This is a genomic window from Klebsiella sp. K5-306 (assembly GCF_051835185.1).
Classification (GTDB): domain Bacteria; phylum Pseudomonadota; class Gammaproteobacteria; order Enterobacterales; family Enterobacteriaceae; genus Klebsiella; species Klebsiella oxytoca.
Window position 1 is genome coordinate 67,974 of the sequence record NZ_JAIFJY010000002.1, and the last position, 26,833, is coordinate 94,806.

A 26,833-nucleotide genomic window follows, 5' to 3' on the forward strand; every position below is an offset into this window, starting at 1 on the left:
TTTTCTGAAAAACCCGCGTTTATCGCGGGTTTTTTTATACCCTGAGTTTACCCCGCCAGAAAATCTTCATGCCTGATTGTCGTTTTTGTGATCTAAATTGTAGTACAACATGTTTGTATTGTACTACATTGTGCCCATGGCGATGACGAGTGGTATCACGTTAGTACTACAAAGTTGCGGTCAAATCCGCCTGTCGCGGTAAAGTAGAGAGGTACATCCAGAGCACAAGGACTCTCCATGACTCTCAATAAAACCGATCGCATCGTCATCACGCTGGGCAAGCAGATTGTCAGCGGTAAATACGTTCCCGGCTCTGCGCTGCCCGCGGAAGCCGAGCTGTGTGAGGAGTTTGCTACCTCGCGCAATATCATTCGCGAAGTGTTCCGGTCATTGATGGCCAGGCGACTGATTGAAATGAAGCGCTATCGCGGCGCATTCGTTGCCTCGCGCAACCAGTGGAATTATCTCGACACCGACGTTTTACAGTGGGTGCTGGAGAGCGATTACGACCCGCGGCTGATTAGCGCGATGAGCGAGGTACGTAACCTGGTTGAACCGGCGATAGCCCGCTGGGCGGCAGAGCGCGCAACATCGAGCGACCTGGCGCAAATAGAAGAAGCGCTCAACGACATGATCGCCAACAACCAGGACAGGGAAGCGTTTAACGAAGCGGATATTCGCTACCACGAGGCGGTGCTGCAGTCGGTACATAACCCGGTTCTGCAACAGCTCAACGTGGCGATCAGCTCGCTACAGCGGGCGGTATTTGAAAGGACCTGGATGGGCGATGAGGCCAACATGCCGAAAACGCTCCAGGAACATAAGGCGCTGTTTGACGCCATCCGGCATCAGGACAGCGAAGCGGCGGAGCAGGCGGCGCTCACCATGATCGCCAGCTCGACACGAAGGTTAAAGGAAATCACATGACATCTCGCTACATCGCAATTGACTGGGGATCGACAAACCTGCGCGCCTGGCTTTATCAGGGCGAGCAGTGTCTGGAGAGCAGGCAATCGGAAGCAGGCGTCACGCGCCTGAACGGACACTCCCCCGCAGCGGTGTTTAGCGAAATAACCGCGGGCTGGCGCGACAGCGCTACCCCGGTAGTGATGGCGGGAATGGTCGGCAGTAATGTCGGCTGGAAGGCGGCGCCCTACCTGCCGGTTCCCGTCCATTTTTCCGCCATTGGCGAACAATTAACCGCCGTTAGCGACCAGGTCTGGATTATTCCCGGACTCAGCGTCTCTCGCGACGATAACCATAATGTGATGCGCGGCGAAGAGACTCAGCTCCTCGGCGCGCGGGCAATAGCTCCTTCCTCCGTCTACGTTATGCCCGGCACCCACTGCAAATGGGTGCAGGCTGACCGCCAACAAATTAGCGACTTTCGCACGGTGATGACCGGCGAACTCCACCACCTGCTGCTGCGCCACTCGCTGGTCGGCGCCGGGTTACCGGAGCAGGTCTCAGCTCCTGACGCGTTTAACGCCGGGCTTGAGCGCGGCCTGCATTCGCCAGACATCCTGCCGCAGCTTTTTGAGGTACGCGCTGCGCACGTGCTGGGCTCACTGCCGCGCGAACAGGTGAGCGAATTTCTCTCCGGCCTGCTGATTGGCGCGGAAGTCGCCACCATGAGCGCACATTTCCACGATCGCCAGGTCACCCTCGTTGCCGGAGAGGCGCTGGCAGACCGCTATCAGCAGGCGCTTGGCGCTATCGGCCGTCAGACGACCGTGGTGTCAGGCGACACCGCATTTCAGACCGGAATAAGGAGCATCGCCCATGCAGTGGCAAACTAAACTACCGCTTATCGCTATTCTGCGCGGCATTACGCCGGAAGAGGCGCTGGAACATGTCGGCGCCGTCATTGATGCTGGCTTCGACGCCGTTGAAATCCCGCTCAATTCTCCGCAGTGGGAAAAAAGCATTTCCGCCGTTGTTGAGGCTTATGGCGACAGAGCGCTGATAGGCGCGGGCACCGTACTTAAGCCTGAACGTGTGGACAGGCTTGCCGAAATGGGCTGCAGGCTTATCGTTACGCCCAATATTCAGCCAGAGGTGATTCGCCGCGCGGTGAGCTTCGGCATGACCGTTTGTCCCGGATGCGCGACGGCGACGGAAGCTTTTACCGCGCTGGATGCTGGCGCACAGGCTTTAAAAGTATTCCCTTCCTCGGCTTTTGGCCCTGACTACATCAAAGCGCTAAAAGCCGTTTTGCCGCCGGAGGTGCCCGTTTTCGCCGTGGGCGGCGTGACGCCGGAGAACCTGGCGCAGTGGCTAAAAGCCGGTTGTACCGGTGCCGGGCTGGGCAGCGATCTCTATCGCGCCGGGCAATCCGTAGAGCGTACCGCACGGCAGGCGGCAGCATTTGTTAAAGCGTATCGAGAGGCAGTGCAATGAAAATAACCAAACTCACCACGTATCGTTTACCCCCGCGCTGGATGTTTTTAAAAATTGAAACCGACGAAGGCGTGATTGGCTGGGGCGAGCCCGTGATTGAAGGGCGCGCGCGCACCGTGGAGGCTGCGGTGCATGAGCTCGGCGATTATCTGATAGGCCAGGATCCGGCGCAGATTAACGACCTGTGGCAGGTGATGTACCGCGCGGGCTTTTATCGCGGCGGCCCGATTTTAATGAGCGCCATCGCCGGTATCGACCAGGCCCTGTGGGATATTAAAGGCAAAGTGCTGAATGCCCCGGTCTGGCAGCTGATGGGGGGCCTTGTACGTGACAAAATCAAAGCCTACAGCTGGGTTGGCGGCGATCGGCCGGCAGAAGTGATTGACGGTATCAAAAAGTTGCGCGGAATTGGTTTTGATACCTTTAAATTAAATGGCTGCGAGGAGCTGGGGCTGATCGATAATTCTCGTGCGGTGGACGCTGCGGTGAATACCGTGGCGCAAATTCGCGAAGCGTTCGGCAATGAAATTGAATTTGGCCTCGATTTCCACGGTCGCGTGAGCGCGCCGATGGCGAAGGTACTTATCAAAGAGCTGGAGCAATATCGCCCGCTATTTATTGAAGAGCCGGTTCTTGCCGAGCAGGCAGAATACTATCCGCGGCTGGCGGCGCAAACCTCGATTCCTATTGCGGCGGGCGAACGCATGTTCTCGCGCTTCGAGTTTAAACGCGTGCTGGAAGCCGGTGGGCTGGCTATTCTGCAACCCGACCTGTCGCACGCCGGCGGTATTACCGAGTGCTATAAAATCGCTGGAATGGCTGAGGCCTATGACGTGGCGTTGGCGCCGCACTGCCCGCTGGGACCCATTGCGCTTGCCGCCTGTTTGCATGTCGATTTTGTCTCCTATAACGCCGTCTTCCAGGAACAAAGTATGGGCATTCACTATAACAAGGGCGCGGAATTACTCGACTTTGTAAAAAATAAAGAAGACTTCAATATGGAAGGCGGCTTCTTTAAACCATTAATGAAGCCAGGGCTTGGCGTAGAGATCGATGAAGCGCGGGTAATTGAATTAAGTCAAAATGCGCCGGACTGGCGTAATCCGTTGTGGCGGCATGAGGATGGTAGCGTCGCGGAATGGTAAATGCTCTTCATATTTCACGCCACAGGTGCGTTGGCTGCGATTGCGCACCCCGGTCACTTACTAATGTAAGCTCCCGGGGATTTGCAATCTTGCCGCCTTCCTGCAACGTGAACTATTTAGAGCATTCGTAAGCAAAAATATAAATTTTAAACACACCCTCTGTAAATTACCGGGCATGGTGAGCGGCTTCGCTATGCCCAAAATCTGGAGACAGATTGCGATGGATATTTCAGTTACAGCTGCAAAACCCGGGCGTCGTCGTTATTTGACGCTGATTATGATCTTTATTACCGTGGTGATTTGTTATGTTGATCGCGCCAACCTTGCCGTGGCATCGGCGCATATTCAGGAAGAGTTTGGTATTACCAAAGCGGAAATGGGATATGTATTTTCCGCCTTCGCGTGGCTGTATACGCTTTGCCAGATCCCCGGCGGTTGGTTCCTTGACCGCGTGGGATCGCGACTAACCTACTTTATCGCTATTTTTGGCTGGTCAGTGGCGACACTACTGCAGGGATTTGCCACGGGACTGATGTCGTTGATTGGTCTGCGCGCGATTACCGGGATCTTTGAAGCCCCGGCTTTTCCCACTAATAATCGCATGGTGACCAGCTGGTTTCCGGAGCACGAGCGCGCATCAGCCGTCGGTTTTTACACTTCAGGACAGTTTGTCGGGCTGGCATTCCTGACCCCGCTATTAATCTGGATTCAGGAAATGCTGAGCTGGCACTGGGTATTTATCGTTACCGGCGCTATCGGGATAATATGGTCTTTAATTTGGTTTAAGGTTTATCAGCCGCCGCGTCTGACAAAAAGTATCAGCAAAGCCGAACTGGATTATATTCGCGACGGCGGTGGCCTGGTGGACGGCGATGCGCCCGTTAAAAAAGAGGCGCGGCAGCCGCTGACCAAAGCCGACTGGAAGCTGGTATTCCATCGCAAACTAATCGGCGTTTACCTCGGGCAGTTTGCCGTAACCTCCACGCTGTGGTTCTTCCTGACCTGGTTCCCTAACTATCTGACCCAGGAAAAGGGGATTACGGCGCTGAAAGCGGGCTTTATGACAACGGTGCCGTTCCTTGCCGCCTTTGTTGGCGTGCTGCTCTCCGGCTGGCTGGCGGACAGGCTGGTCCGAAAAGGCTTCTCGTTAGGCGCCGCGCGTAAAACGCCAATTATCTGCGGGCTGCTGATCTCGACCTGCATCATGGGGGCGAACTACACCAACGATCCGGTGTGGATTATGATCCTGATGGCGCTGGCCTTCTTCGGCAACGGCTTCGCTTCCATTACCTGGTCGTTGGTATCGTCGCTTGCGCCGATGCGGCTTATCGGGCTGACCGGCGGTATGTTTAATTTCGTCGGCGGGCTGGGCGGTATTACCGTTCCGCTGGTGGTGGGTTATCTGGCCCAGGACTATGGTTTTGCGCCTGCGCTGGTTTATATTTCCGTTATTGCGCTGATTGGCGCGCTCTCTTACATCCTGCTGGTGGGGGATGTCAAACGCGTAGGCTAATTCTTTCCGATACGATACCCTGATGCGAAAGTCTCGCATCAGGGTATGTTTATGAAACAAGTCACCTTTGCTCCCCGTCATCATCAGTTGACCAACACTCGCACCTGGACGGCAGACAGCCGCTGGCTGGTCTTTGACGTTCGCCCTTCTGGCGCTTCCTTTACCGGCGAAACCATCGAGCGGGTGAACGTCGATACGGGAGACGTTGAGATCCTCTACCGTGCCGGACAAGGCGCATACGTTGGCGTGGTGACCGTTCATCCATCGGTAGATAAATATGTCTTCATCCACGGCCCGGAAAACCCTGACGAGGGCTGGCATTACGATTTCCACCATCGTCGCGGCGTGGTGACGTACCTGGGAGAAACCCACAACCTGGATGCGATGGATATTACCGCTCCCTATACTCCCGGCGCACTGCGCGGCGGCAGTCATGTGCATGTTTTCAGTCCGAACGGTGAATTTGTCAGCTTTACCTATAACGACCACGTGCTGCATGAACGCGATCCGGCGCTGGATTTGCGCAACGTTGGCGTGGCGGTTCCCTATGGCCCGGTAGTACCGCGTGGCGATCATCCACGTGAATACGGCGGCAGCCACTGGAGCGTGCTGGTCAGCCGTACAACGCCAACCCCGGCGCCGGGCAGCGACGAGATTAATCGCGCCTATGAAGAGGGATGGGTGGGCAACGGGGCGCTGGCGTTTATTGGCGATACGCTGGCGATAAATGGCGACAAAGTGCCGGAGCTGTTTATTGTCGAACTGCCGGAGAGCGAACGGGGCTGGAAGCAAGCGGGTGATGCGCCGCTGGCAGGAACGCAAACCACGATGCCGGCGCCTCCTGCCAGCGTTGTTCAGCGTCGCTTAACGTTTACCCACCAACGCCGTTATCCAGGGCTGGTGACTACGCCCCGCCATTGGGTACGCGCCAATCCGTCGGCAACGGACATCGCTTTTCTGATGCGCGATGAGGCTGGCGTGGTGCAAATGTGGCTCATTTCGGCGTGGGGGGACGGGCTGCGGCAGTTGACCCACAACCGCTCCGATATCCAGTCGGCGTTTAACTGGCATCCCTCAGGAAAATGGCTGGGCTTTGTGCTGGAAAACCGCATCGCGATCTGTGACGCGCAGAACGGGGAAATCGACTTTTTGACCGATGAGCATGCCCATCCGCCATCGGCCGATGCGATCGTCTTTTCGCCAGACGGCAAACAGCTTGCCTGGATGGAGGAGGTGGACGGTTACCGCCAGCTCTGGGTAACCGAAACGGCGCGCTAAATCAGGGGGTTGGCATCCGCGCTGGCGGGATCACGGAATTGGTCGCCAGCGTCTCTTCCTCGCTCTTTTCCACGCGCGATTTCACCGAACTGTCGGTACGGAACATATCCCACGGCAGCAGCAGCGTGTCCATGACCGCCGTGAGCGGCATATCCAACGCCACCAGCGATTTCGTGCCCCAGTTTGCGTCGCTATCCCCGAGCATCTGCGCGCTGGCGCGCGTTCCAGGATAGGTTCCTTCCTTGCCGCCAGTATGTGACATCACGCTGGAGCAACCGCCCAAACTTATTATCCCGCCGAACAGGACCAGCTTTAAAAGACCGTTTTTCATCATTCTTCCGTCATCGTTACGGGCGTTGATAGAACCTTCGAAGTACAACCTCATTCAGAATGCGGCCAGCAGGGAAGCAGTCTGAAGAACGGCGTACCTATCGGTTATATCGGGCCATTCCATGGATGCATAGTGCCATTGCGCCGCACTGTGGCAGGCGTCGCACTTTGCCTTTTGTGCTGTCACTCCAGTCTAAGCAATAGACTGCAAACTGCAAAAAATTTTGCCTTTTTCCCCTTGAAAAGACCATGGATATACCCATTTTAGGAATGTGTCTCCCTGAGAATACGCCGAATGGGTATTCCGGGTAATAACGGCCTGTCCATGATGGAAGGTCAGATAATTCTCGCTGATTTCAGGAGCTATGTATTATGCGTAATTTCGATCTCTCCCCGCTGTATCGTTCTGCTATTGGTTTCGACCGCCTTTTCAATCTGTTAGAAAATAATCAAAGCCAGAGCAATGGCGGCTACCCTCCGTACAACGTTGAGTTAGTAGACGAGAACAACTACCGCATCGCGATTGCCGTTGCCGGTTTTGCCGAGAGCGAACTGGAAATTACCGCCCAGGATAATCTGCTTATTGTAAAAGGCGCCCATGCCGGCGAGCAGAAAGAGCGTACCTACCTGTATCAGGGCATCGCTGAGCGCAACTTTGAGCGTAAATTCCAGCTCGCAGAAAATATTCATATTCGCGGCGCTAACCTGGTAAACGGTCTGCTGTATATCGATCTTGAGCGCGTTATTCCTGAAGCGAATAAACCGCGCCGTATCGAAATCAACTAATTTGATGGGCCGCGAAGGCGGCCCGGTATTGCTGAAAACAGTGCCCGCCGTCAGGGGGCAAAGGCGAATCCGCAGGATTTGCAAACATCCACTCGCTTCTTAGAAGGAGAAAGACTATGCGTAACTACGATTTATCCCCGCTTCTGCGTCAATGGATCGGTTTTGACAAACTGGCCAACGCGCTGCAAACCGCCGGTGAAAGCCAGAGCTTCCCGCCTTATAACATTGAAAAAAGTGACGATAACCACTATCGCATTACCCTTGCGCTGGCCGGTTTCCGTCAGGAAGATTTGGATATCCAGCTTGAAGGCACGCGCCTGACGGTAAAAGGCGCGCCGCAGCAGCCGGAAAAAGAGACCAAATGGCTGCACCAGGGGCTGGTTAACCAGGCATTTAGCCTGAGCTTCACGCTCGCCGAAAATATGGAAGTCTCCGGGGCAACCTTTACCAACGGCCTGCTGCATATCGATTTGACCCGCAACGAGCCGGAACAGATCGCCCCGCAGCGCATCGCCATCAGCGAGCGCCCTGCGTTACAGAGCTAATTAAGCGAATCACTTATCAGGCCCCGATTTTCGGGGCTTTTTTGTGCGTGATACACATTACTTTGTCTTTTCTTGTTGCGTTCAACAAAGTGGTCGTTGGCTGATCCCGTGATTATTGTGCGCCAGGCGGCATACAGCCTGGTGACTACCGGTCATAATCCTCATTGTGCGTAATGTTATACACAGGGAAGAGACGATGAGTGATATAGCATTGACCGTTAGCGTATTGGCGCTGGTGGCGGTAGTCGGATTGTGGATCGGCAATGTAAAAGTGCGCGGTGTCGGCTTCGGTATCGGAGGCGTGCTGTTTGGCGGTATTATCGTCGGCCACTTTGTAGACCAGGCGGGCATTACGCTCAGTAGCCCTATGCTGCACTTTATTCAGGAATTCGGCCTGATCCTCTTCGTGTACACCATCGGGATCCAGGTGGGGCCGGGCTTCTTCGCTTCGTTGCGCGTCTCTGGCCTGCGGCTTAACCTGTTCGCCATTCTGATTGTGATTCTCGGCGGTCTGGTTACCGCGGTCCTGCATAAACTGTTTGATATTCCTCTCCCCGTGGTGCTCGGGATCTTTTCCGGTGCGGTAACCAACACGCCTGCGCTGGGGGCCGGGCAGCAGATCCTGCGCGACCTTGGCGTGCCGCTTGATACCGTCGACCAGATGGGTATGAGCTACGCCATGGCCTATCCATTCGGTATTTGCGGCATTTTGCTGACCATGTGGCTGGTCCGGCTGTTCTTCCGCATCAACGTTGAGAAAGAGGCTCAGCAATTTGATGAAAACAGCGGCAATGGCCATGCGCATCTCCAGACCATCAACGTGCGGGTTGAAAACCCCAACCTGAACAATATGGCGATTCAGGATGTGCCGATGCTTAACAGCGACAAGCTGATCTGCTCGCGTCTCAAGCGCGAGGAGATGCTGATGGTGCCCGCGCCGAATACCCTGATTCAGCTTGGGGACCTGCTGCACCTGGTCGGGCGACCGGAGGATTTGCACAACGCTCAGCTGGTGATTGGCAAGGAAGTTTCCACTTCGCTCTCCACTCGCGGTACCGATCTGAAAGTCGAGCGCGTGGTGGTGACCAACGAAAAAGTATTGGGTAAACGTATTCGCGATCTGCACTTTAAGCAGCGCTATGATGTGGTGATCTCGCGGCTCAATCGCGCCGGGGTTGAACTGGTCGCCAGCAGCCATGCCAGCCTGCAGTTCGGCGATATTCTTAACCTCGTCGGCCGCCCGGAGGCGATTGATGCGGTAGCCGCCGAGCTGGGCAACGCCCAGCAAAAACTGCAGCAGGTGCAGATGCTGCCGGTATTTATCGGCATCGGCCTGGGCGTGCTGCTGGGCTCCATTCCGCTGTTTATTCCGGGATTCCCGGCGGCGCTGAAGCTGGGTCTGGCAGGCGGGCCGCTGATTATGGCCCTGATCCTCGGACGTATCGGCAGCATCGGTAAGCTGTACTGGTTTATGCCGCCCAGCGCCAACCTTGCGCTGCGCGAACTGGGCATCGTGCTGTTCCTCGCGGTGGTTGGCCTGAAATCCGGCGGCGATTTTGTCGCAACGCTGATTGAAGGCGACGGGATGAGCTGGATTGTCTACGGCATCTTTATCACCGCGATACCGCTGCTGACGGTGGGTATTCTGGCGCGCATCCTGGCGAAGATGAACTACCTGACCCTGTGCGGGATGCTGGCCGGCTCAATGACCGACCCTCCGGCGCTGGCCTTTGCCAACAACCTGCATGCCACCAGCGGCGCGGCGGCGCTCTCCTACGCGACCGTTTATCCGCTGGTTATGTTCTTACGTATTATTACCCCGCAGCTACTGGCGGTGCTGTTCTGGGGGATAGGCTAACGGGTGCTCCGTCTGGACGCGCCGCAGATGGTAGTCCACCTGATATTCGCTGGCGTTACGGAACATCACCGAGTAGTTAAGAAATTCGCCGCTGTCGCTGTAGGAAAGGGAGGTTATACGCAGCAGCGGCGTCTGTTCCGGCACGTTCATCGACTGCGCCAGCTGCCTGTCCGCCAGCACCGGCGACAGCGTTTCATAGTTACCGCTAATGGTTATTCCGCACTCCTTCTCAATGTAATCGAACTTCGATCCCTCCAGGTGCACCAGCGACAGATTGCGAAACAACTTTACCGGCATATAGCTATCCTCCAGCATTAGCGGCTTGCCATCGACATAGCGTACCCGGCGCGAGAAGTAGATCCGTTCATCAATTTGTATCCGCAGCAGGCTGGCGATAGCCGGGGGCGCGGGCATCACCTCAAAAACCAATACCCGGCTGACCACCTCTTTGCCGTGCTTGCGCAGCACTTCGGCCAGTCCGGTCAGATTGCTGGTTTCATGATGCAGGTCTTTGCGGGCGACATAGGTGCCGGAGCCGTGCCGACGCACCACCAGTCCCCAGCTGACCAGCAGATCGATGGCTTTGCGGATGGTCATGCGCGCGACCCCGAACTCTTCCGCCAGCTTTTTTTCGCTCGGCAGCGGGCTGCCAATATCGAAATCGGAAGAATTAAGCCGTAAACGTAATCTGTCGGCGATAGATTTGTAGATCACCAGTAGACCTCTATTAACGTTGTCACCATTCATGTCAGATAAAAAATTATCTATAAAAAACAAATTAATACTTAGAAAAAGAAAATATTAATCAGGCTGATGTAAACGCCATAATTCATCATGTCTAATTTTTTATGAGAAAGTAGACAACATTGATGTAATTAAAACCATGAAAGCGATCACGAATCGCAACGGCGCCGCATGTTGCCGCTCGGGCAAATTTCTATTCTCGTTTCAGGCCAGTACAAATAATTACCCTGAATCATTCACCGCGGTACGTGAAGCATGCCGGGTATGGATAAGGCCACTCACCCTATGAGTTGTTATATGAGGATTTTCAAATGCTCAGTCAAATACAACGCTTTGGCGGCGCCATGTTTACCCCGGTTTTACTCTTTCCTTTCGCCGGGATCGTGGTGGGTATCGCCATTATGTTGCGTAACCCGATGTTCGTCGGCGAAGCGCTCACAGCACCCGATAGTTTGTTTGCTCAGATCGTTTACATCATTGAAGAGGGCGGCTGGACCGTCTTTCGTAATATGCCGCTGATTTTTGCCGTCGGTTTGCCGATCGGCCTGGCGAAACAAGCTCAGGGCCGGGCTTGTCTGGCGGTACTGGTCAGCTTCATGACCTGGAACTATTTCATCAACGCCATGGGGATGACCTGGGGCCACTTCTTCGGCGTCGACTTCTCCGTTGAACCAACGGCAGGCAGCGGCCTGACGATGATGGCCGGGATAAAAACGCTCGATACCAGCATTATTGGCGCGATCGTTATCTCCGGGCTGGTGACCGCCCTGCATAACCGCTACTTCGATAAACCGCTGCCGGTGTTTCTGGGGATTTTCCAGGGCTCCTCGTTTGTGGTGATTGTCGCCTTCCTGGCGATGATTCCCTGCGCCTGGCTGACGCTGTTGGGATGGCCAAAAGTGCAGATGGGTATCGAATCCCTGCAGGCCTTTTTACGCTCGGCCGGGGCGCTGGGCGTCTGGGTCTATATCTTCCTTGAACGTATCCTGATCCCGACCGGTTTACACCACTTCGTCTACGGACCGTTTATTTTCGGTCCGGCGGTAGTGGAAAGCGGTATTCAGGTTTACTGGGCGCAGCATTTACATGAATTCAGCCAGAGTACCGAGGCGCTGAAAACCCTGTTTCCGGAAGGCGGATTCGCGCTGCACGGTAACTCGAAGGTCTTTGGTTCCGTGGGGATCGCGCTGGCGCTCTACTACACCGCAGCACCGGAAAACCGCGTGAAAGTCGCCGGTCTGCTGATTCCTGCCACCTTGACCGCCGTACTGGTGGGAATAACCGAGCCGTTAGAGTTCACCTTCCTGTTTATCTCGCCGCTGCTGTTTGCCGTCCATGCGGTGCTGGCGGCCACTATGGCGACGGTGATGTATATCTGCGGCGTGGTAGGCAACTTTGGCGGCGGCCTGCTCGACCAGTTCCTGCCGCAAAACTGGATCCCGATGTTCCACAACCACGCGTCGATGATGTTTATCCAGATAGGCGTTGGCGCATGCTTCACCGCGATCTACTTCGTTATCTTCCGCACTCTGATTCTGCGCCTGAACCTGAAAACGCCGGGCCGTGAAGAGAGTGAAATTAAGCTCTACAGCAAAGCGGATTACCAGGCCGCGCGCGGCAAAACCAGCGTTGCGGGGGCTACAGATACCAAACTGGGCCAGGCCGCCGGCTTCCTGCAGGCGCTGGGCGGAGCGGGCAACATCGAGAGCATCAATAACTGCGCCACCCGGCTGCGCATTGCGCTGGTCGATATGGCGAAGACCCAAAGCGACGACGTCTTTAAAGCGCTGGGCGCCCACGGCGTAGTCCGCCGCGGCAACGCAATTCAGGTCATCGTCGGCCTGCACGTTCCTCAGGTCCGCGACCAGCTGGAAACCCTGATAAAAGATTCTCTACAGACCGAACAAACCACCATGACGGAGGCAGTATCATGAAAAAATTCTCAGTTGTTATCGCAGGCGGCGGCAGTACCTTCACCCCGGGCATCGTGCTGATGCTGTTAGCGAACCAGGATCGCTTCCCGCTGCGGTCGCTGAAATTTTACGACAACGACGGCGCGCGTCAGGAGACCATTGCCGAGGCGTGCAAAGTCATTCTCAAAGAGCAGGCGCCGGATATCGCGTTCAGCTACACCACTGACCCGCAGGCGGCCTTTACCGACGTTGATTTCGTGATGGCGCATATCCGCGTGGGCAAATATCCGATGCGTGAAAAAGATGAAAAAATTCCGCTGCGTCACGGTGTGCTGGGGCAGGAAACCTGCGGTCCTGGCGGTATCGCCTACGGTATGCGCTCCATCGGCGGCGTTCTGGAACTGGTGGACTATATGGAAAAATATTCGCCAAACGCCTGGATGCTGAACTACTCCAACCCGGCGGCCATTGTGGCGGAAGCGACCCGTCGCCTGCGTCCGAACGCTAAAATTCTCAACATCTGCGATATGCCGATCGGTATCGAAGGGCGCATGGCGCAAATCGTGGGTCTTAAGGACCGCAAACAGATGCGCGTGCGCTACTACGGTCTGAATCACTTCGGCTGGTGGACCTCGATCGAAGATCTGCAGGGCAACGATCTGATGCCGAAACTGCGCGAACATGTGGCGAAATTCGGCTATGTGCCGCCGTCAAACGACCCGCATACCGAGGCCAGCTGGAACGATACCTTCGCCAAGGCGAAGGACGTGCAGGCGCTGGATCCGGATACGATGCCCAATACTTACCTCAAGTATTATTTGTTCCCGGACTACGTCGTGGCGCACTCTAACCCGGAACGTACCCGCGCCAACGAGGTGATGGATCATCGCGAGAAAAACGTCTTTAGCGCCTGCCGGGCAATTATTGAGGCCGGTAACTCATCCGCGGGGGATCTGGAAATTGACGAACATGCTTCCTATATCGTCGATCTGGCGGCGGCAATTGCTTTTAATACCCAGGAACGCATGCTGCTGATTGTGCCGAACAACGGCGCGATTCATAACTTCGATGCCGATGCGATGGTGGAAATTCCGTGCCTGGTTGGCCACAACGGACCGGAGCCGCTGACGGTTGGCGATATTCCGCACTTCCAGAAAGGGATGATGAGCCAGCAGGTCGCAGTGGAAAAACTGGTGGTGGATGCCTGGGAACAGCGCTCTTACCATAAGCTATGGCAGGCGATTGCGCTGTCGAAAACCGTGCCGAGCGCATCGGTCGCCAAAGCGATTCTTGATGACCTGATCGCGGCCAATAAAGAGTACTGGCCGGAACTGCATTAATCCTGTTGACCGGCATCCATAGGGTGCCGGTCATTCATTTTTAGTACCGCTGAGGGCGCATAGCCGAAGCGGCGTTTAAACGCCTTGCTAAAATGAAAGGAGTCGAAGAAGTTCAGCATCTCCGCCACCTTACCCACCGTATTCCCCTCCTGCTTTAATAGCGACTGCGCCAGCTCAAGCTGGGCGTTAAGGTAATACTCCTTTGGCGTTTTGCCGGTATGACGCAAAAAGAGGCGCCGCAGCCAGGGTTCGCTGCACTGCATAGCATCAGCCATATCGGCTACGCTCCAGCGCTTTTGCGGATTAGCGTGTAGAGCGGCAATCAGTTTTTCCAGCTTTTGCAGTTGACGATCTTTTTTGCCATTTTCGGCGATCAGGCAAATCCATTGATAAATGATTTTCGTGAGGTAGGCGACGGCCAGATTATTCTTTAGCGGATCGCGGTCAGCAATCAATAAGGCCACTTCATTGAGTTCCTTATTAAAAATATCGGCGTGATAAATAGTGCCGATTTGTAATACCGGAATAGGCATCAGCGTAGTAGGAATAAATTCCATCCAGTATTGTTCCCAGACTAATCCGGCGCAGTGATAGGATTTGATCTCGATGGGTTTTAAGAATATGACGCAGTTACCGTTTAAGGTTATTTCAGTGTGGTCTCTGAGATATATTTTACCACATCCCTGGAGCGTATATATCGCCACCCACGAGTTGGCGATAAGCGGTTTCTTTTTATCGCGCGGCCAGCTGACCCGGTAGCTTTCATCGGCCAGGGTATGCCATAGCGAGAGCAGTGAAATCCCGCTTGAGATCACATTTTCTTCCAGAACTAACGGAATGTTATACGTAGTTTCGTTTTTTACATGCGAAATCTGTATTTTTCCATTCATTTTAATTTCCCATCGGCCAATGATGCCTGCAACCTGATGAGGTGAATTTAGCAAGAAATAGCCTTGCAGGGATACATTGCATCTCGTTTTATATAAATCATCGCCTTACCTGGATAAAACGCTATTCCTCTGTACCGGATAGCGCCGGGATATAATGACAAATAAGGGCTTTAAGATGAATGCCATACAAATTTTGAGCTTTGTCGGATTTACATTGCTGGTGGCTATCATTACCTGGTTTAAGGTAAGAAAAGCGGATACCGGCTCGCAGCAGGGCTATTTCCTTGCCGGCCGTTCGCTGAAAGCGCCGGTCATCGCCGCCTCGCTGATGTTAACCAACTTATCGACCGAACAGCTGGTGGGATTATCGGGCCAGGCTTACAAAAGCGGCATGTCGGTTATGGGCTGGGAGGTGACATCGGCGGTGACGCTGATTTTCCTGGCGCTGATTTTTCTTCCCCGCTATCTGCAGCGCGGTATCGCCACCATCCCGGACTTTCTGGAAGAGCGGTACGATAAAACGACCCGCATTATTATCGACTTCTGCTTTCTTATCGCCACCGGTATCTGCTTTTTACCCATCGTGCTTTACTCCGGCGCGCTGGCATTGAATAGCCTTTTTCATATTGGTGAATCGCTGGGCCTGACCCAGGGCGCCGCCATCTGGTTACTGGTGATTTTGCTCGGTCTGGCCGGGATTTTATACGCGGTAATCGGCGGCATGCGCGCGATGGCAATCGCTGATTCCATTAACGGAATCGGCCTGGTGATTGGCGGCCTGATGGTACCGATTTTTGGCCTGATGGCGATGGGGAAGGGGAGTTTTTTACAGGGTATCGAGCAGCTGACGACGGTACACGCGGAGAAGCTGAACTCTATTGGCGGCAGCAGCGACCCCCTACCGATTGGCGCGGCGTTTACCGGCCTGATTCTGGTGAACACCTTCTACTGGTGTACTAATCAGGGGATAGTGCAGCGTACCCTGGCGTCAAAAAGCCTGGCGGAGGGGCAGAAAGGGGCGCTGCTGACGGCGGTTCTCAAGATGCTCGATCCGTTGATTCTGGTGCTTCCCGGTTTAATTGCCTTTCATCTCTACCAGGATCTGCCGAGCGCGGATATGGCCTATCCGACGTTGGTCAACAAGGTCATGCCGCTTCCGCTGGTCGGTTTTTTTGGCGCCGTTCTGTTTGGCGCCGTTATCAGTACCTTTAACGGCTTTTTAAACAGCGCCAGTACCCTGTTCAGCATGGGAATTTACCGGCGCATCATCAATGAAAACGCCCAGCCGGAGCAGCTGGTGCGCATTGGGCGGAAATTTGGCCTTTTTATTGCGGTGATCTCGGTGATTGTCGCGCCGTGGATCGCTAATGCGCCGCAGGGACTGTATAGCTGGATGAAGCAGCTCAACGGTATTTATAACGTGCCGCTGGTAACCATCATCATTATGGGCTTCTTCTTTCCGCGTATCCCGGCGATCGCCGCCAAAGTAGCGATGGGGCTGGGGATTGTTAGCTACATCACGATTAATTACCTGGTGAAATTCGATTTCCATTTCCTCTACGTGCTCGCCTGCACGTTCTGCATCAACGTGGTGGTGATGCTGGTTATCGGCTTCATTAAGCCGCGGGCGACGCCGTTTACATTCCATGATGCGTTTGCCGTTGATATGCAGCCGTACCGGCACGTGAAAATTGCCTCAGTGGGCATTCTGTTCGCGATGATCGGCGTTTACGCGGGCCTCGCCGAGTTTGGCGGCTACGGCACTCGCTGGCTGGCGGCGGTGAGCTACGCCATTACCGCAGCGGTCATTATCTATCTGATTTACAGCAGCTGGCGGGAACGCCGCTCCGCTCCAGCTTCCTATGCTATCGATGTGAAGGAAAAATCATGAGTCGCCCCAATTTCCTGTTTATTATGACCGATACCCAGGCTACCAATATGGTGGGTTGTTACAGCGGTAAGCCGCTGAATACCCAAAATATTGATTGTCTGGCCGCCGAAGGTATCCGCTTCAATTCCGCCTATACCTGCTCGCCGGTATGCACCCCGGCACGTGCCGGACTGTTTACCGGAATCTATGCCAACCAGTCCGGCCCGTGGACCAATAACGTCGCGCCGGGAAAAAATATCTCCACCATGGGGCGCTACTTTAAGGATGCGGGTTACCGCACCTGCTATATCGGCAAGTGGCATCTGGATGGTCACGACTACTTTGGTACCGGCGAGTGCCCGCCCGAGTGGGACGCTGACTACTGGTTTGACGGCGCGAATTACCTCGCAGAGCTGACTGAGGAAGAGATCGGCCTGTGGCGTAACGGCCTGAACAGCGTAGAAGATTTACTGCAGCATGGGATAGATGAAACCTTCACCTGGGCGCACCGCATCAGCAACCGGGCGGTCGACTTCCTGCGCCAGCCCGCCCGCGCTGACGAGCCGTTCCTGATGGTGGTTTCCTACGATGAGCCGCACCATCCGTTTACCTGCCCGGTAGAGTATCTGCGCAAGTACCAGGACTTTTATTATGATCTTGGGCCAAAGGCTCATGACTCGCTCGCCGATAAACCGGAACACCATCGTCTGTGGTCGCAGGCGATGCCCTCCCCGGTAGGTGAAGATGGGCGCTATCATCATCCGCTCTACTTTGCCTGCAACGACTTTGTCGACGATCAGATTGGTCGGGTGATTAACGCCTTAACGCCACAGCAGCGGGACAATACCTGGGTTATTTATACATCCGATCACGGCGAGATGATGGGTGCCCATAGGCTCATTAGCAAAGGCGCGGCGATGTATGACGATATCACTCGTATTCCGCTGATCATGCGCCCGCCGCAGGGCGTACCCATGCAGATCGACGCGCCGGTCAGCCATATCGACCTGCTACCGACGATGATGGCGCTGGCGGGTATCCCTAAGCCCGATATTCTGCCGGGGGATAATATTCTTGGCGCCGAAACGTCGCGTGGGGTGATGGTGGAATTCAATCGCTATGAGATTGAACATGACAGCTTTGGCGGGTTTATCCCGGTGCGCTGCTGGGTGACGGATGAGTACAAACTGGTGCTTAACCTGTTTACCAGCGATGAACTGTACGACAGGAAAAACGACCCGGATGAGCTGTATAATCTTATTAATCGCCCCGATTTCGCCGACGTTCGCTGTCAAATGCACGATGCGCTGCTTAACTATATGGATAAAATCCGCGACCCGTTCCGTACTTATCAATGGAGCTTGCGTCCGTGGCGGCCGGATGCCCTGCCGCGCTGGATGGGCGCTTTCCGCCCGCGCCCGCAGGACGGCTACTCGCCGGTCGTGCGCGACTATGACACTGGACTGCCGACGCGGGGCGTGAAGGTAGAGGAGAAAAAACAGAAGTTTTGACGAGTTCAACGCGCGGGAAAAGAGCGCTCGTCAGGTATTGCCCGGTAGAAACGCGGACCCGCTGGGCCATAACTTGCACGATATGGCCGTCCATCATCGGCCTGATAGCCCGACTTTAAGCGGCTGTCAGGCCTGAACTTTCTCTGAAATGGGGCGATTATTAATGCCTTCGGCTTTGGCTCTCAGGTAGAATCGCCGGTATTTTACGCAATCGGGAACCCATCAAGGAGTTATGATGAAAATATCCCGCCTTGGCGAAGCACCGGATTACCGCTTCTCGCTGGCCAATGAACGTACCTTTCTGGCGTGGATCCGCACTTCTCTCGGCTTTCTGGCCGGTGGCGTTGGCCTCGACCAGCTGGCGCCGGATTTCGCCACGCCGCTGATTCGCGAAATCCTCGCTCTGCTGCTGTGCCTGTTTGCCGGCGGTCTGGCGATATACGGCTATTTACGCTGGCTGAGCAACGAAAAAGCGATGCGCCTTAAGCAGGATTTGCCCTATACCCGCACGTTGCTGCTGATCAGCATTCTGTTGACCATCGTTATCGTGGTGGTGATGGCGCTGGTGCTCTATGCCGGATAATCGTCGGGCGCGTCGTGAGAGCGATCCGGGGCTGCAGCCGGAGCGCACGTCGCTGGCCTGGTTTCGAACCCTGCTGGGCTATGGCGCGCTGCTGGCGCTGGCGATTAAGCACCACTGGCATCAGGCGGGGCTTCCATTCTGGATCTCGCTGGGCATATTGCCGTTCGTTGCCATTATCCTCTGGCGCTATACCCGCAGCCGTAATCTGATGAACGTCGAGCAAAGCGATTTTGCTCAGCCGCAGGCGGTTCGTGACAAATTTTTGATCGCATTCGCAGTACTTTCCCTGTCATTGTTGTTTGCTGTAACCCATATACGACAGGTGATTTTGTTTATTAAGGATGTGACATGACAGGATGTCAGGCTGACTACGGTGACGATCGGCACTGCGGCAACTGCCAGTCTCTGGCGAGCGATATTCCCGTGCATGAAGTGATCATTCATCGTCAGGAGTGTGAACGTCCCGAGCTCGTCTACCATCAGTTGAGCGCCCAGGGGGCAGTGGCTATCAAGTTTATTCCCCATCTGCAGCCCGTCGACGCCCGTCTGTGGGGGGATTTTCTTTGCGCGGTATTCGCGATTTGGGTCAAAGAAGATGCTAATCGTATCGTCGTGCCGCTGTTTGAGGCCACGCTGCGCGCCTGGCGCGGCGAGTCGGTGCAGTATGCTAATAATCCGCCGGGGCCGGCCTGCGCTGGCTGCGCCTGGCTAAGATTATGCGGTGGGGGCTGCCCGCAGCTGCGTCTGGAGGATGGCTCCAATGCCCTTTGTGAGGGATACCGGCAGTTTTATAGCTGGAGCGCTCCCTATATGCGCGTTCTGCGCGATCTACTCAATCAGCACCGTTCGCCGGTTGAGCTTATGCATCTGCTGCGCTAAAAAAATGGCGACGAAAGAGGCTTCGTCGCCATCGTATTGCCCTGGCTGCAGGTTTACCGTCCTTTTGCCAGATACTGCGCCATCTCCTCTTCCGGCACCATGCCGCCGCCGGTTGCCCACACCAGATGGGTCGCATTGCGCATCTGCTCAGCGGTGAAACCGTGCATCTGCTGAAACGCCTGGCTGGCGCAGACCCGCTGCGGCCCGGCCATGCCGGCCAGAGCGGATGGCTCCAGGCGAATACCTTCTTCTTCGGCTAGCCAACCCAGCATATCGTACATGGTCTGGTCATCGAGAGAGTAGAACCCATCCAGCAGGCGCTCCATTGCCCGACCCACGAAACCGGAGGCGCGGCCTACCGCCAGGCCGTCTGCGGCGGTCAGATTATCAATCCCCAGATCCTGAACTGAAATCTGATCATGCAGACCGGTATAGACACCCAGCAACATGCACGGGGAGTGGGTCGGTTCGGCGAAGAAGCAGTGTACGCTATCGCCAAACGCCAGCTTCAGGCCAAACGCCACGCCGCCGGGGCCGCCGCCAACGCCGCACGGCAGGTAAACAAACAGAGGATGACTGGCGTCCACTACGCGCCCTTCGCGGGCAAACTGCGCTTTTAGCCGCTCGCCGGCCACGGAGTAGCCGAGGAACAGGGTGCGCGAGTTCTCGTCATCGATAAAGAAGCAGTTCGGGTCGGACTCGGCGGCTTGCCGTCCCTGCTCAACCGCCACGCCGTAATCCTCTTCGTACTCCACCACCGTTACGCCGTGGCTGCGCAGTTTGGCCTTTTTCCACGCTCTGGCGTCGGCGGACATATGTACCGTCACCTTGAAGCCGATGCGTGCGCTCATAATGCCAATCGACATTCCCAGGTTACCGGTGGAGCCAACGGCGATGCTGTACTGGCTGAAGAAGGCCCTGAACTCGGGGGTTAGCAGTTTACGATAATCATCGGTTGTGTTTAATAATCCCGCGTCGATCGCCAGTTTTTCCGCATGCGTCAGCACTTCATAAATGCCGCCGCGGGCCTTAATCGAGCCGGAAATCGGCAGGTGACTGTCTTTTTTCAGCAGCAGATCGCCGCCAATCGGTTGATGAAAGGTTTTTTCCAGCCGGGCCTTCATTGCCGGGATGGCTACCAGTTCTGATTCGATAATACCGCCAGTGGCTGCGGTTTCCGGAAAGGCCTCCGCCAGGTATGGCGCAAAACGATCGAGCCGGGCGTGGGCGTCCTGAACGTCTTCTGTCGTCAGGCCAACGTAGGGTAACCCTTCCGCCAGCGACGTCGTTGACGGGTTAAACCAGGTGGTTTCTTTCAGGGCTATCAGTTCCTCCAGCAGAGGAAACTGCGCGAGTAAATTGGTCATGTCAGCGTTTTTCATATTACGTCTCTTTGCGCTCAGATGATGAAAGAAAGCAGGAATGTACCGGCCAGTGCAAGCAGCGAAGCGATAAAGGTCGCTGTGGTATAGTATTTGAACGTTTCGTTAAGGCTTGCCCCGCAGTACTGCTTAACCAGCCAGAACAGGGAGTCCGTCACGATAGTGCAGCCAATCGCGCCGGAGCCGATGGCGATAGCGATGATTTCCGGGCTCACGCCAGGATAGAGCGGCAGCATCGGTGCGACGATAGCGGTTGCGCCCATCATTGCCACGGTGGCGGAACCGACTGCGGCATGCAGAATCAGCGCCACCAGCCAGGCCAGCAGAATCGGGTGCATATCGAGGTTCGACAGAATTACCGCCAGCGTATCGGCCAGACCGCTGGTCTTCAGGATGGCGTTGAAGGCCCCGCCTGCGCCGATAATCAGCAGGATATTGGCGATAGAGCCGAAGCAGTTTTCCGTATGCGTCAGCAGGGTGCTCATGCCCATATTCTGACGGATGCCCAGCACGTAATAGGCCACAAAGACCGCGATGAACATGGCGGTGATGGGGTTACCGATAAACTCCAGCAGCATATACAGCGTGCCGCCTTTGGTCATATTCAGTTCGGCGATGGTTTTTACCAGCATCAGGCCGATCGGCAGCAGGACGGTAAACAGGGTGGCGCCAAGCGAAGGCAGGGTCTCTTCTTTGCGCACTTCGAGATTGGCAAATTCAGCCGGAACCGCTTTAAACGGCAGGCGGTTGCCGAGCAGCCGCAGGAACAGCGGGCCACCGACCAGCGAAGCCAGCAGGCCCACCAGCAGACCGTATACGATCACCGTCCCGATATCCGCGCCCAGCTTATTCGCGACAAACAGCGCCGCCGGATGCGGCGGCACCACGCAGTGTACCGCCATCAGCGCCGTACACAGCGGGATGGCCAGCTTGAGCAGCGACGTGTTGGTCTTTTTGGCAATGGAAAACGCCAGCGGGATCAGCAGCACCACGCCTACTTCAACGAACAGCGTGATCCCGCAAATCAGGCCCACCAGCACCATAATGACGTCAGCGGACAGCCAGCGGCAGCGCTGAAGCGTCAGGCCGATACGCTCAGCCGCGCCGGAGACCTCCATCATTTTGCCGAGAATCGTCCCCAGCCCAATTACCGCCGCCAGGAAGCCCAGCGTGCCGCCAATCCCACTCTCGATGGCGTTAACCATATCCAGCGGGCTCATGCCCATCATGGCGCCGACGAAAAAGCTGGCCAGCAGCAGCGCCAGAAACGGGTGAAACTTCAGTTTGACGATAGTTAACACAATCAACACGATGCTGATCAGCAGCGTGCTCACAACCCAGATCTGAGATTCCATACCTCACCTCGCCTGTGAATAATCTATCGCTATTGAACAGAAAAACGGCGCCTGCTGACAAACGATATAAACGGCCCTTAAGATGAACCAGATTGAATCAAAAAGGTGATTTTGCTCTAAAATTGTCTGTTATGTGTGCTATGAATCACTTTTATTCATCTTTAACGCGCAGCTGGCGCGAAAAATTTCTTACACTCGGCGGGGAATAGTGAAGGAGTAAGAGATGGAGACGCTAAAAGAGTTAGGCACTCGCCTGCTTAACGGCTGGCAGCTATCGAAGCTGTATACCTTTGAAGTCGCCGCCCGGCATGAGTCGTTTGCGCTGGCGGCGGAGGAACTGTCGCTGACGCCGAGCGCGGTGAGCCACCGTATCAACCAGCTGGAAGAAGAGCTGGGGATCCAGCTGTTTGTGCGCTCGCATCGCAAGGTAGAGCTGACGCATGAAGGTAAGCGGGTGTACTGGGCGCTGAAGTCCTCGCTGGATAGCTTAAACCAGGAGATTCTGGATATTAAAAATCAGGAGCTGTCGGGAACCTTAACGGTGTATTCGCGCCCGTCCATCGCCCAGTGCTGGCTGGTGCCTGCGCTCGGCGATTTTACCCGCCGCTATCCGTCGATATCGCTCACCGTGCTGACCGGCAACGATAACGTTAATATGCAGCGTGCGGGCATCGATCTGGCGATCTACTTCGATGATGCGCCTTCATCGCAGTTGAGCCACCATTTTCTGATGGATGAGGCCATCGTGCCGGTCTGCACGGCGAACTACGCGCGCCAGCATCAGCTACCGCAGAATCCCGGCAATCTTCGCCACTGTACGCTGTTGCACGATCGTCAGGCCTGGAGTAACGATTCCGGCACCGATGAGTGGTTCAGTTGGGCGCAGACATTCGGCATCGAGTTGCCGCAATCGTCGGGTATTGGCTTCGATCGTTCGGATTTAGCGGTGATTGCCGCGATGAATCACGTCGGCGTGGCGATGGGGCGTAAGCGGCTGGTGCAAAAGCGCCTGGAGAGCGGAGAACTGATCGCGCCGTTCGGCGAGATGACCCTGAAATGCCATCAGCACTACTACGTGACGACCCTGCCGGGCCGTCAGTGGCCGAAAATCGATGCTTTTATCCACTGGCTGCAGAGCCAGGCACAATTATGATGACCGGCTTAGTTTCATCCCGGTGGCGCTGTGTATGACCGGGCTACGGGTTTACCGCCGTCTGGGGGCCGGTAGCCCGGACAGATGCGCAGCATCGCCTCCGGGAAATATGCCGGGGCTGATAATTCGCCACCGCTTCCTGGCTTGCGCTGCGCTTCGCCGGGCTACGGGTTTACCGGCGTCCGTCATTTTGTCGCCCGGGTAAGACGCGCCGCGCCGCGACCCGGGGAACCCGCAAAGAAGCCTTAAACCGGCTGCTGATGTTGATGAAACCGCGATGCCAGCGGCAGCCAGCACAGCAGAATCAGCAATCCCATCAGCATCATCAGCAGGCCGAGGCTGCCCTGGCCGGTTTGCGGCATCATCGCCGACAGCCACGCCAGCACGCCGGAACCGATGTTTTGTAATCCGCCCACTAACGCCCCGGCGGTGCCGGCAAGGAACGGGAAAGGTTCCATCGCGCCGCTGGTCGCCAGCGGAAACAGCATTCCTGCGCCAAAGAAGAACAGCGCAGCAGGAACCAGCAGGGTCCAGACGGTCATCACGCCCAGCAGGCCCGGTATCCACATCAGCACGCCCGCCAGCAGGCAGCAAATCACCGACTGCCACATCAGCGTCGGGAAGCGTTTGTTTGGCCGCCCGGCAAACCAGGCGCCAAAGAACGCCGCCGGAATCGGCAGAATAAACAGAATGCTGACCGACATACTGCTCAGTCCCAGCACCGCCCCCATCAGCACCCCGGAACAGGCTTCGAATACGGCAATGCCCGCGAGGCCGCCGATCAGCATCAGCAGATAGCAGTTGAACGCGCCGGTACCGAACAGCGTTTTATAGTTGGTGATGAGACGGGTGCGCGGTGCGCCGGTGGGCCGGGTTTCCGGCATCCAGCGCGCCATGCTGAAGGTGACGCCAGCGCAAAGAATCAGCAAGAATACGAAGCAGGCCCGCCAGTTCCACAAGGTATCAAGAATACCGCCAATCAACGGGGCCAGCAGTGGGCTTACCAGAATTCCCATATTCAGCAGGCTATTGGCGTGCCTGAGCTGCGCGCCTTCATACAGGTCACGCGGCAGGGTACGCGCCATCACGCCGCCGACGCCGGTACCCATTCCCTGCAGTGCGCTGGCGGCGATCAACACTGGCAGACTATGGGTGGTAATGGCAATCAGCGTCGCCAGCATAAAAATAGACATCCCAACGAGGATCACCGGACGCCGGCCAACGCGATCGGAGAGCGGGCCGTAGAAAAGCTGCGAGACGCCGTAGGTCAGCAGATAAGCGGCCATCACGCTCTGTACCGCGCCTTCACGCACGTTTAGCGATACCGCCATATCGGCAATCGCCGGGATATAAATGGTCTGCGCCATCTGGCCGACGGCCACCAGCAGTACCAGCATCAACAACAAATTGAAGTTCTTATGCCGTTTCATGTCGATGAATACTTTGTAGAAAGTTGAAGGTAAAGAATATGTGACTGGCACATCCGCAAAACGATGGAGGAATCTACCATATTAAAATGACAGAACAACCCTGTAAGGGGGGATTATCGGGGATGTTCAGGCAGGTTTTGTAAACAACAATCGGCAACTAATGTTGCCATGTGTGGTTTACGACAGCCGCAGCAGAATCGCCCCGGCGGCAATGCCGCAGGCAGCCACGATGCGTAATGGAACCATCTTTTCTTTCAACAGGATAAACGCGATAACCGCGCCAAAAAGAATTGAGGTTTCGCGCAGGGCGGCGACCACCGCCAGCGGCGCCTGGGTCATTGCCCACAGCGCCAGGCCATAAGAACCCATAGTGCCAACGCCGCCGACCAGGCCTTTCTTCCAGTGCTGGCGCAGATAGCGGCTGGCCTGCGGGCGTCGGGCAATCATCGCCCAGCCCAGCAGACAGAAGCCATTCATAAAAAAGGTCCATAGCGTATAGCCCAGTGCGGTTTCTGAAAGCCGCACCCCGGTTCCGTCTACCAGCGTATAACCGGCAATAAAGCAGGCGTTGATCAGCGCTAATAGGATACCGGTGCTTGAACGGGATCGGCCGTTAAACGCCATTGCCAGTATCGCCAGGCAGATGACGCCGATGCCCAGCCACGCCAGCGGAGAGAGGTGGTCGCCAAGGAAGATAACGCTGATTATCGCCACCAGCAGCGGCGCGGTTCCGCGCATCAGCGGATAGGTCTGGCTCATATCCGAGACCTGATAGGTTTTCGCCACCAGCACCGTATACACCACCTGTAGCGCGCAGGAGACAGCAAGAAACGGCACGCTGGCCAGCGTCGGCTGGGGGGCAAAAGGGAGCAAAACCAGGGCGAGGAGCGAGGCAGAGCCGCTAACGCCAATCGCCGCGTACATTTTATCGCCACTGGCTTTAACGATAGCGTTCCAGCTTGCGTGAAGCAGGGCGGCGAACAGCAATATACAGAATACGGTAATGGTCATTGCAGCCTGGCGCTGGGGGATAAATCGTCACTGGACTGTAACATGGGCGCGCTTTGGCAACCAGAGACAGCTAGAGCGAACAAAACAGGCGATGGGTGACCCGCGGTTCATCATAGACCGGGCGAAATCCCAGATTTTCATAAAACGACCAGGCCGTTGACGGCGCATGGGTGTTGAGAAAATCAAAGCTGGCGCCGGAGTGGGTAATAACCGAGACCAGCAGCTGATGCCCGATCCCCTGCCGACGGTGGCGCTCGCCGATATATAAATGGCGGATGCGGCCGGCTCGCGGCTGCTGGCTAAAAGGGTCGACATTGAGCCCGCAAACCCCAACCAGCTGCCCAAATGCAAAAGCGCCCAGCAGCTTTTCTCCCGGCGCGTTAAAGCGGTTTATCCCGCTCTGCCAGTTCTCCGCCAGGCGGCCCAGCATATTCAGGTTTTGCGTCAGGCTTTCGGCGCGTAGTGCCGAAAAACCGGGTTCGTCCGGGGTGATGGCGGCAATCAACAAGGGGGCCATAATTTTCTCCGTCAGGTTAGCCTGTAGAGGGGCGGTTTCCCGCCCCTCTCAGGTGCGACTTGAACCTGAATCAGCGGAACTGTTTCAGGACTGCATCAAGTAGTTGCAACACGGCAACCATGAGTTTCAGGATCAGAACAACGATATCCACTCCGCCCATACGCGTCTCCTCTGGTTCAGGAGCACAACCGGCTGGCGTACCTTTCCGCCGCCTGTTGCCAGCCAGGGTATACCCGTCATCATTCAGGCGCGACCAGTGGGTTGCGGGCTAAATGATTCGGGGTATTTGTTGACGTAACACAGTGTGCTCTTCTGGGGTTAAGGCGCTGACGGCACCACCCGTTTCAGCCAGGACTTTTTTTTGCGCCGGTAAAAGTGCGGCCCCAGATTCACCCTGCGT

26 protein-coding genes and 1 other annotated feature are annotated in these 26,833 nt (G+C 55.9%); of the genes, 17 read left to right on the forward strand and 9 right to left on the reverse strand.

The features are described 5' to 3' along the window. The first annotated feature begins 237 nt into the window (after positions 1-237). From dgoR to K2184_RS04025, 6 genes are all read left to right on the forward strand, one after another. Positions 238-927: a D-galactonate utilization transcriptional regulator DgoR gene (gene dgoR, locus K2184_RS04000; protein ID WP_004107184.1), complete on the forward strand. Its 690-nt coding sequence runs from the start codon at positions 238-240 to the stop codon at positions 925-927. Next, positions 924-1,799 (forward strand): 2-dehydro-3-deoxygalactonokinase, encoded by an 876-nt coding sequence (locus K2184_RS04005; protein WP_004107182.1) that lies wholly within the window; start codon positions 924-926, stop codon positions 1,797-1,799. Before dgoR ends, K2184_RS04005 begins: the two co-directional genes overlap by 4 nt. Further along, complete coding sequence (locus K2184_RS04010) at positions 1,783-2,400, forward strand: 2-dehydro-3-deoxy-6-phosphogalactonate aldolase (protein ID WP_004107180.1); 618 nt, start codon at positions 1,783-1,785, stop codon at positions 2,398-2,400. The genes K2184_RS04005 and K2184_RS04010 overlap by 17 nt, the downstream gene beginning before the upstream one ends. Further along, entirely contained in the window at positions 2,397-3,545 is a 1,149-nt protein-coding gene (gene dgoD / locus K2184_RS04015; RefSeq protein WP_004107175.1) for a galactonate dehydratase, read from the forward strand. Before K2184_RS04010 ends, dgoD begins: the two co-directional genes overlap by 4 nt. Before the next feature lie 175 nt (positions 3,546-3,720). Continuing rightward, entirely contained in the window at positions 3,721-5,058 is a 1,338-nt protein-coding gene (locus K2184_RS04020; protein ID WP_071845034.1) for an MFS transporter, read from the forward strand. Positions 5,059-5,109: 51 nt separating this feature from the next. Then, on the forward strand, positions 5,110-6,336 hold the full coding sequence (locus K2184_RS04025; protein WP_163524720.1) for a DUF3748 domain-containing protein: 1,227 nt from the start codon (positions 5,110-5,112) through the stop codon (positions 6,334-6,336). Position 6,337: 1 nt separating this feature from the next. Here the strand turns inward: K2184_RS04025 and K2184_RS04030 are convergent, their stop codons facing one another. Further along, complete coding sequence (locus tag K2184_RS04030) at positions 6,338-6,670, reverse strand: YceK/YidQ family lipoprotein (protein WP_024274847.1); 333 nt, start codon at positions 6,668-6,670, stop codon at positions 6,338-6,340. Positions 6,671-6,970: 300 nt separating this feature from the next. Continuing rightward, positions 6,971-7,045, forward strand: a sequence feature (ROSE (Repression Of Heat Shock gene Expression) occurs in the 5'-region of heat shock genes and acts as an RNA thermometer to modulate expression.). Between K2184_RS04030 and ibpA the strand changes: the two genes are divergently transcribed. From ibpA to K2184_RS04045, 3 genes are all read left to right on the forward strand, one after another. Then, the gene (ibpA, locus tag K2184_RS04035) at positions 7,039-7,452 is read left to right on the forward strand and encodes a small heat shock chaperone IbpA (protein ID WP_004107169.1); all 414 of its coding nucleotides are present in this window, start codon (positions 7,039-7,041) and stop codon (positions 7,450-7,452) included. It overlaps the preceding feature by 7 nt. A gap of 116 nt (positions 7,453-7,568) precedes the next feature. Continuing rightward, entirely contained in the window at positions 7,569-7,997 is a 429-nt protein-coding gene (gene ibpB, locus K2184_RS04040) for a small heat shock chaperone IbpB (RefSeq protein ID WP_004107167.1), read from the forward strand. Between the two features lie 196 nt (positions 7,998-8,193). Next, the gene (locus tag K2184_RS04045; RefSeq protein ID WP_004107165.1) at positions 8,194-9,855 is read left to right on the forward strand and encodes a putative transporter; all 1,662 of its coding nucleotides are present in this window, start codon (positions 8,194-8,196) and stop codon (positions 9,853-9,855) included. Here K2184_RS04045 and K2184_RS04050 read toward each other — a convergent pair. Next, on the reverse strand, positions 9,823-10,569 hold the full coding sequence (locus K2184_RS04050; RefSeq protein WP_115239099.1) for a GntR family transcriptional regulator: 747 nt from the start codon (positions 10,567-10,569) through the stop codon (positions 9,823-9,825). The genes K2184_RS04045 and K2184_RS04050 overlap by 33 nt on opposite strands. Positions 10,570-10,910: 341 nt before the next feature. Here K2184_RS04050 and K2184_RS04055 point away from each other — a divergent pair, with 341 nt between their 5' ends. Then, entirely contained in the window at positions 10,911-12,533 is a 1,623-nt protein-coding gene (locus tag K2184_RS04055) for an alpha-glucoside-specific PTS transporter subunit IIBC (RefSeq protein WP_004107161.1), read from the forward strand. Beyond that, positions 12,530-13,852: a 6-phospho-alpha-glucosidase gene (locus K2184_RS04060; protein WP_004107159.1), complete on the forward strand. Its 1,323-nt coding sequence runs from the start codon at positions 12,530-12,532 to the stop codon at positions 13,850-13,852. Before K2184_RS04055 ends, K2184_RS04060 begins: the two co-directional genes overlap by 4 nt. On the opposite strand, the gene K2184_RS04065 is transcribed toward K2184_RS04060, so the two are convergent. After that, positions 13,849-14,742, reverse strand: coding sequence for a helix-turn-helix transcriptional regulator (locus tag K2184_RS04065; protein ID WP_004107151.1), 894 nt, complete (start codon positions 14,740-14,742; stop codon positions 13,849-13,851). The two genes, K2184_RS04060 and K2184_RS04065, sit on opposite strands and share 4 nt — an antisense overlap. Positions 14,743-14,917: 175 nt before the next feature. Here K2184_RS04065 and K2184_RS04070 point away from each other — a divergent pair, with 175 nt between their 5' ends. From K2184_RS04070 to K2184_RS04090, 5 genes are all read left to right on the forward strand, one after another. Next, positions 14,918-16,633 carry a solute:sodium symporter family transporter gene (locus K2184_RS04070; protein WP_004107149.1) on the forward strand — a complete coding sequence of 572 codons (1,716 nt, stop codon included), beginning with the start codon at positions 14,918-14,920 and terminating at the stop codon, positions 16,631-16,633. After that, positions 16,630-18,123 (forward strand): sulfatase-like hydrolase/transferase, encoded by a 1,494-nt coding sequence (locus tag K2184_RS04075; protein WP_024274846.1) that lies wholly within the window; start codon positions 16,630-16,632, stop codon positions 18,121-18,123. Before K2184_RS04070 ends, K2184_RS04075 begins: the two co-directional genes overlap by 4 nt. Before the next feature lie 235 nt (positions 18,124-18,358). Next, on the forward strand, positions 18,359-18,706 hold the full coding sequence (locus K2184_RS04080) for a YidH family protein (RefSeq protein WP_004107145.1): 348 nt from the start codon (positions 18,359-18,361) through the stop codon (positions 18,704-18,706). Beyond that, entirely contained in the window at positions 18,696-19,058 is a 363-nt protein-coding gene (locus K2184_RS04085) for a DUF202 domain-containing protein (RefSeq protein ID WP_004107142.1), read from the forward strand. Before K2184_RS04080 ends, K2184_RS04085 begins: the two co-directional genes overlap by 11 nt. Further along, a complete protein-coding gene (locus tag K2184_RS04090) occupies positions 19,055-19,585 on the forward strand; it encodes a radical SAM protein (protein WP_004116638.1) in 531 nt (176 codons plus the stop codon). The genes K2184_RS04085 and K2184_RS04090 overlap by 4 nt, the downstream gene beginning before the upstream one ends. A gap of 53 nt (positions 19,586-19,638) precedes the next feature. Here the strand turns inward: K2184_RS04090 and dsdA are convergent, their stop codons facing one another. Both dsdA and dsdX read right to left on the reverse strand, forming a co-directional pair. Further along, positions 19,639-20,967, reverse strand: coding sequence for a D-serine ammonia-lyase (gene dsdA / locus K2184_RS04095; protein WP_163524722.1), 1,329 nt, complete (start codon positions 20,965-20,967; stop codon positions 19,639-19,641). Positions 20,968-20,984: 17 nt separating this feature from the next. Further along, complete coding sequence (dsdX, locus tag K2184_RS04100) at positions 20,985-22,322, reverse strand: D-serine transporter DsdX (protein WP_004116631.1); 1,338 nt, start codon at positions 22,320-22,322, stop codon at positions 20,985-20,987. A 223-nt stretch (positions 22,323-22,545) separates the two neighbouring features. On the opposite strand from dsdX, the gene dsdC reads away from it, so the two are divergent. Next, entirely contained in the window at positions 22,546-23,475 is a 930-nt protein-coding gene (gene dsdC / locus K2184_RS04105) for a DNA-binding transcriptional regulator DsdC (protein ID WP_004107132.1), read from the forward strand. 245 nt (positions 23,476-23,720) lie between these two features. On the opposite strand, the gene emrD is transcribed toward dsdC, so the two are convergent. The 4 genes from emrD to tisB form a co-directional block, all read right to left on the reverse strand. Then, positions 23,721-24,905, reverse strand: coding sequence for a multidrug efflux MFS transporter EmrD (gene emrD, locus K2184_RS04110; protein WP_004107131.1), 1,185 nt, complete (start codon positions 24,903-24,905; stop codon positions 23,721-23,723). A 177-nt stretch (positions 24,906-25,082) separates the two neighbouring features. After that, positions 25,083-25,916: a DMT family transporter gene (locus K2184_RS04115; protein ID WP_049591448.1), complete on the reverse strand. Its 834-nt coding sequence runs from the start codon at positions 25,914-25,916 to the stop codon at positions 25,083-25,085. Between the two features lie 70 nt (positions 25,917-25,986). Then, entirely contained in the window at positions 25,987-26,433 is a 447-nt protein-coding gene (locus K2184_RS04120) for a GNAT family N-acetyltransferase (RefSeq protein WP_016807673.1), read from the reverse strand. 70 nt (positions 26,434-26,503) lie between these two features. Continuing rightward, positions 26,504-26,593: a type I toxin-antitoxin system toxin TisB gene (gene tisB, locus K2184_RS04125; protein WP_004107126.1), complete on the reverse strand. Its 90-nt coding sequence runs from the start codon at positions 26,591-26,593 to the stop codon at positions 26,504-26,506. Between the last annotated feature and the right edge of the window lie 240 nt (positions 26,594-26,833).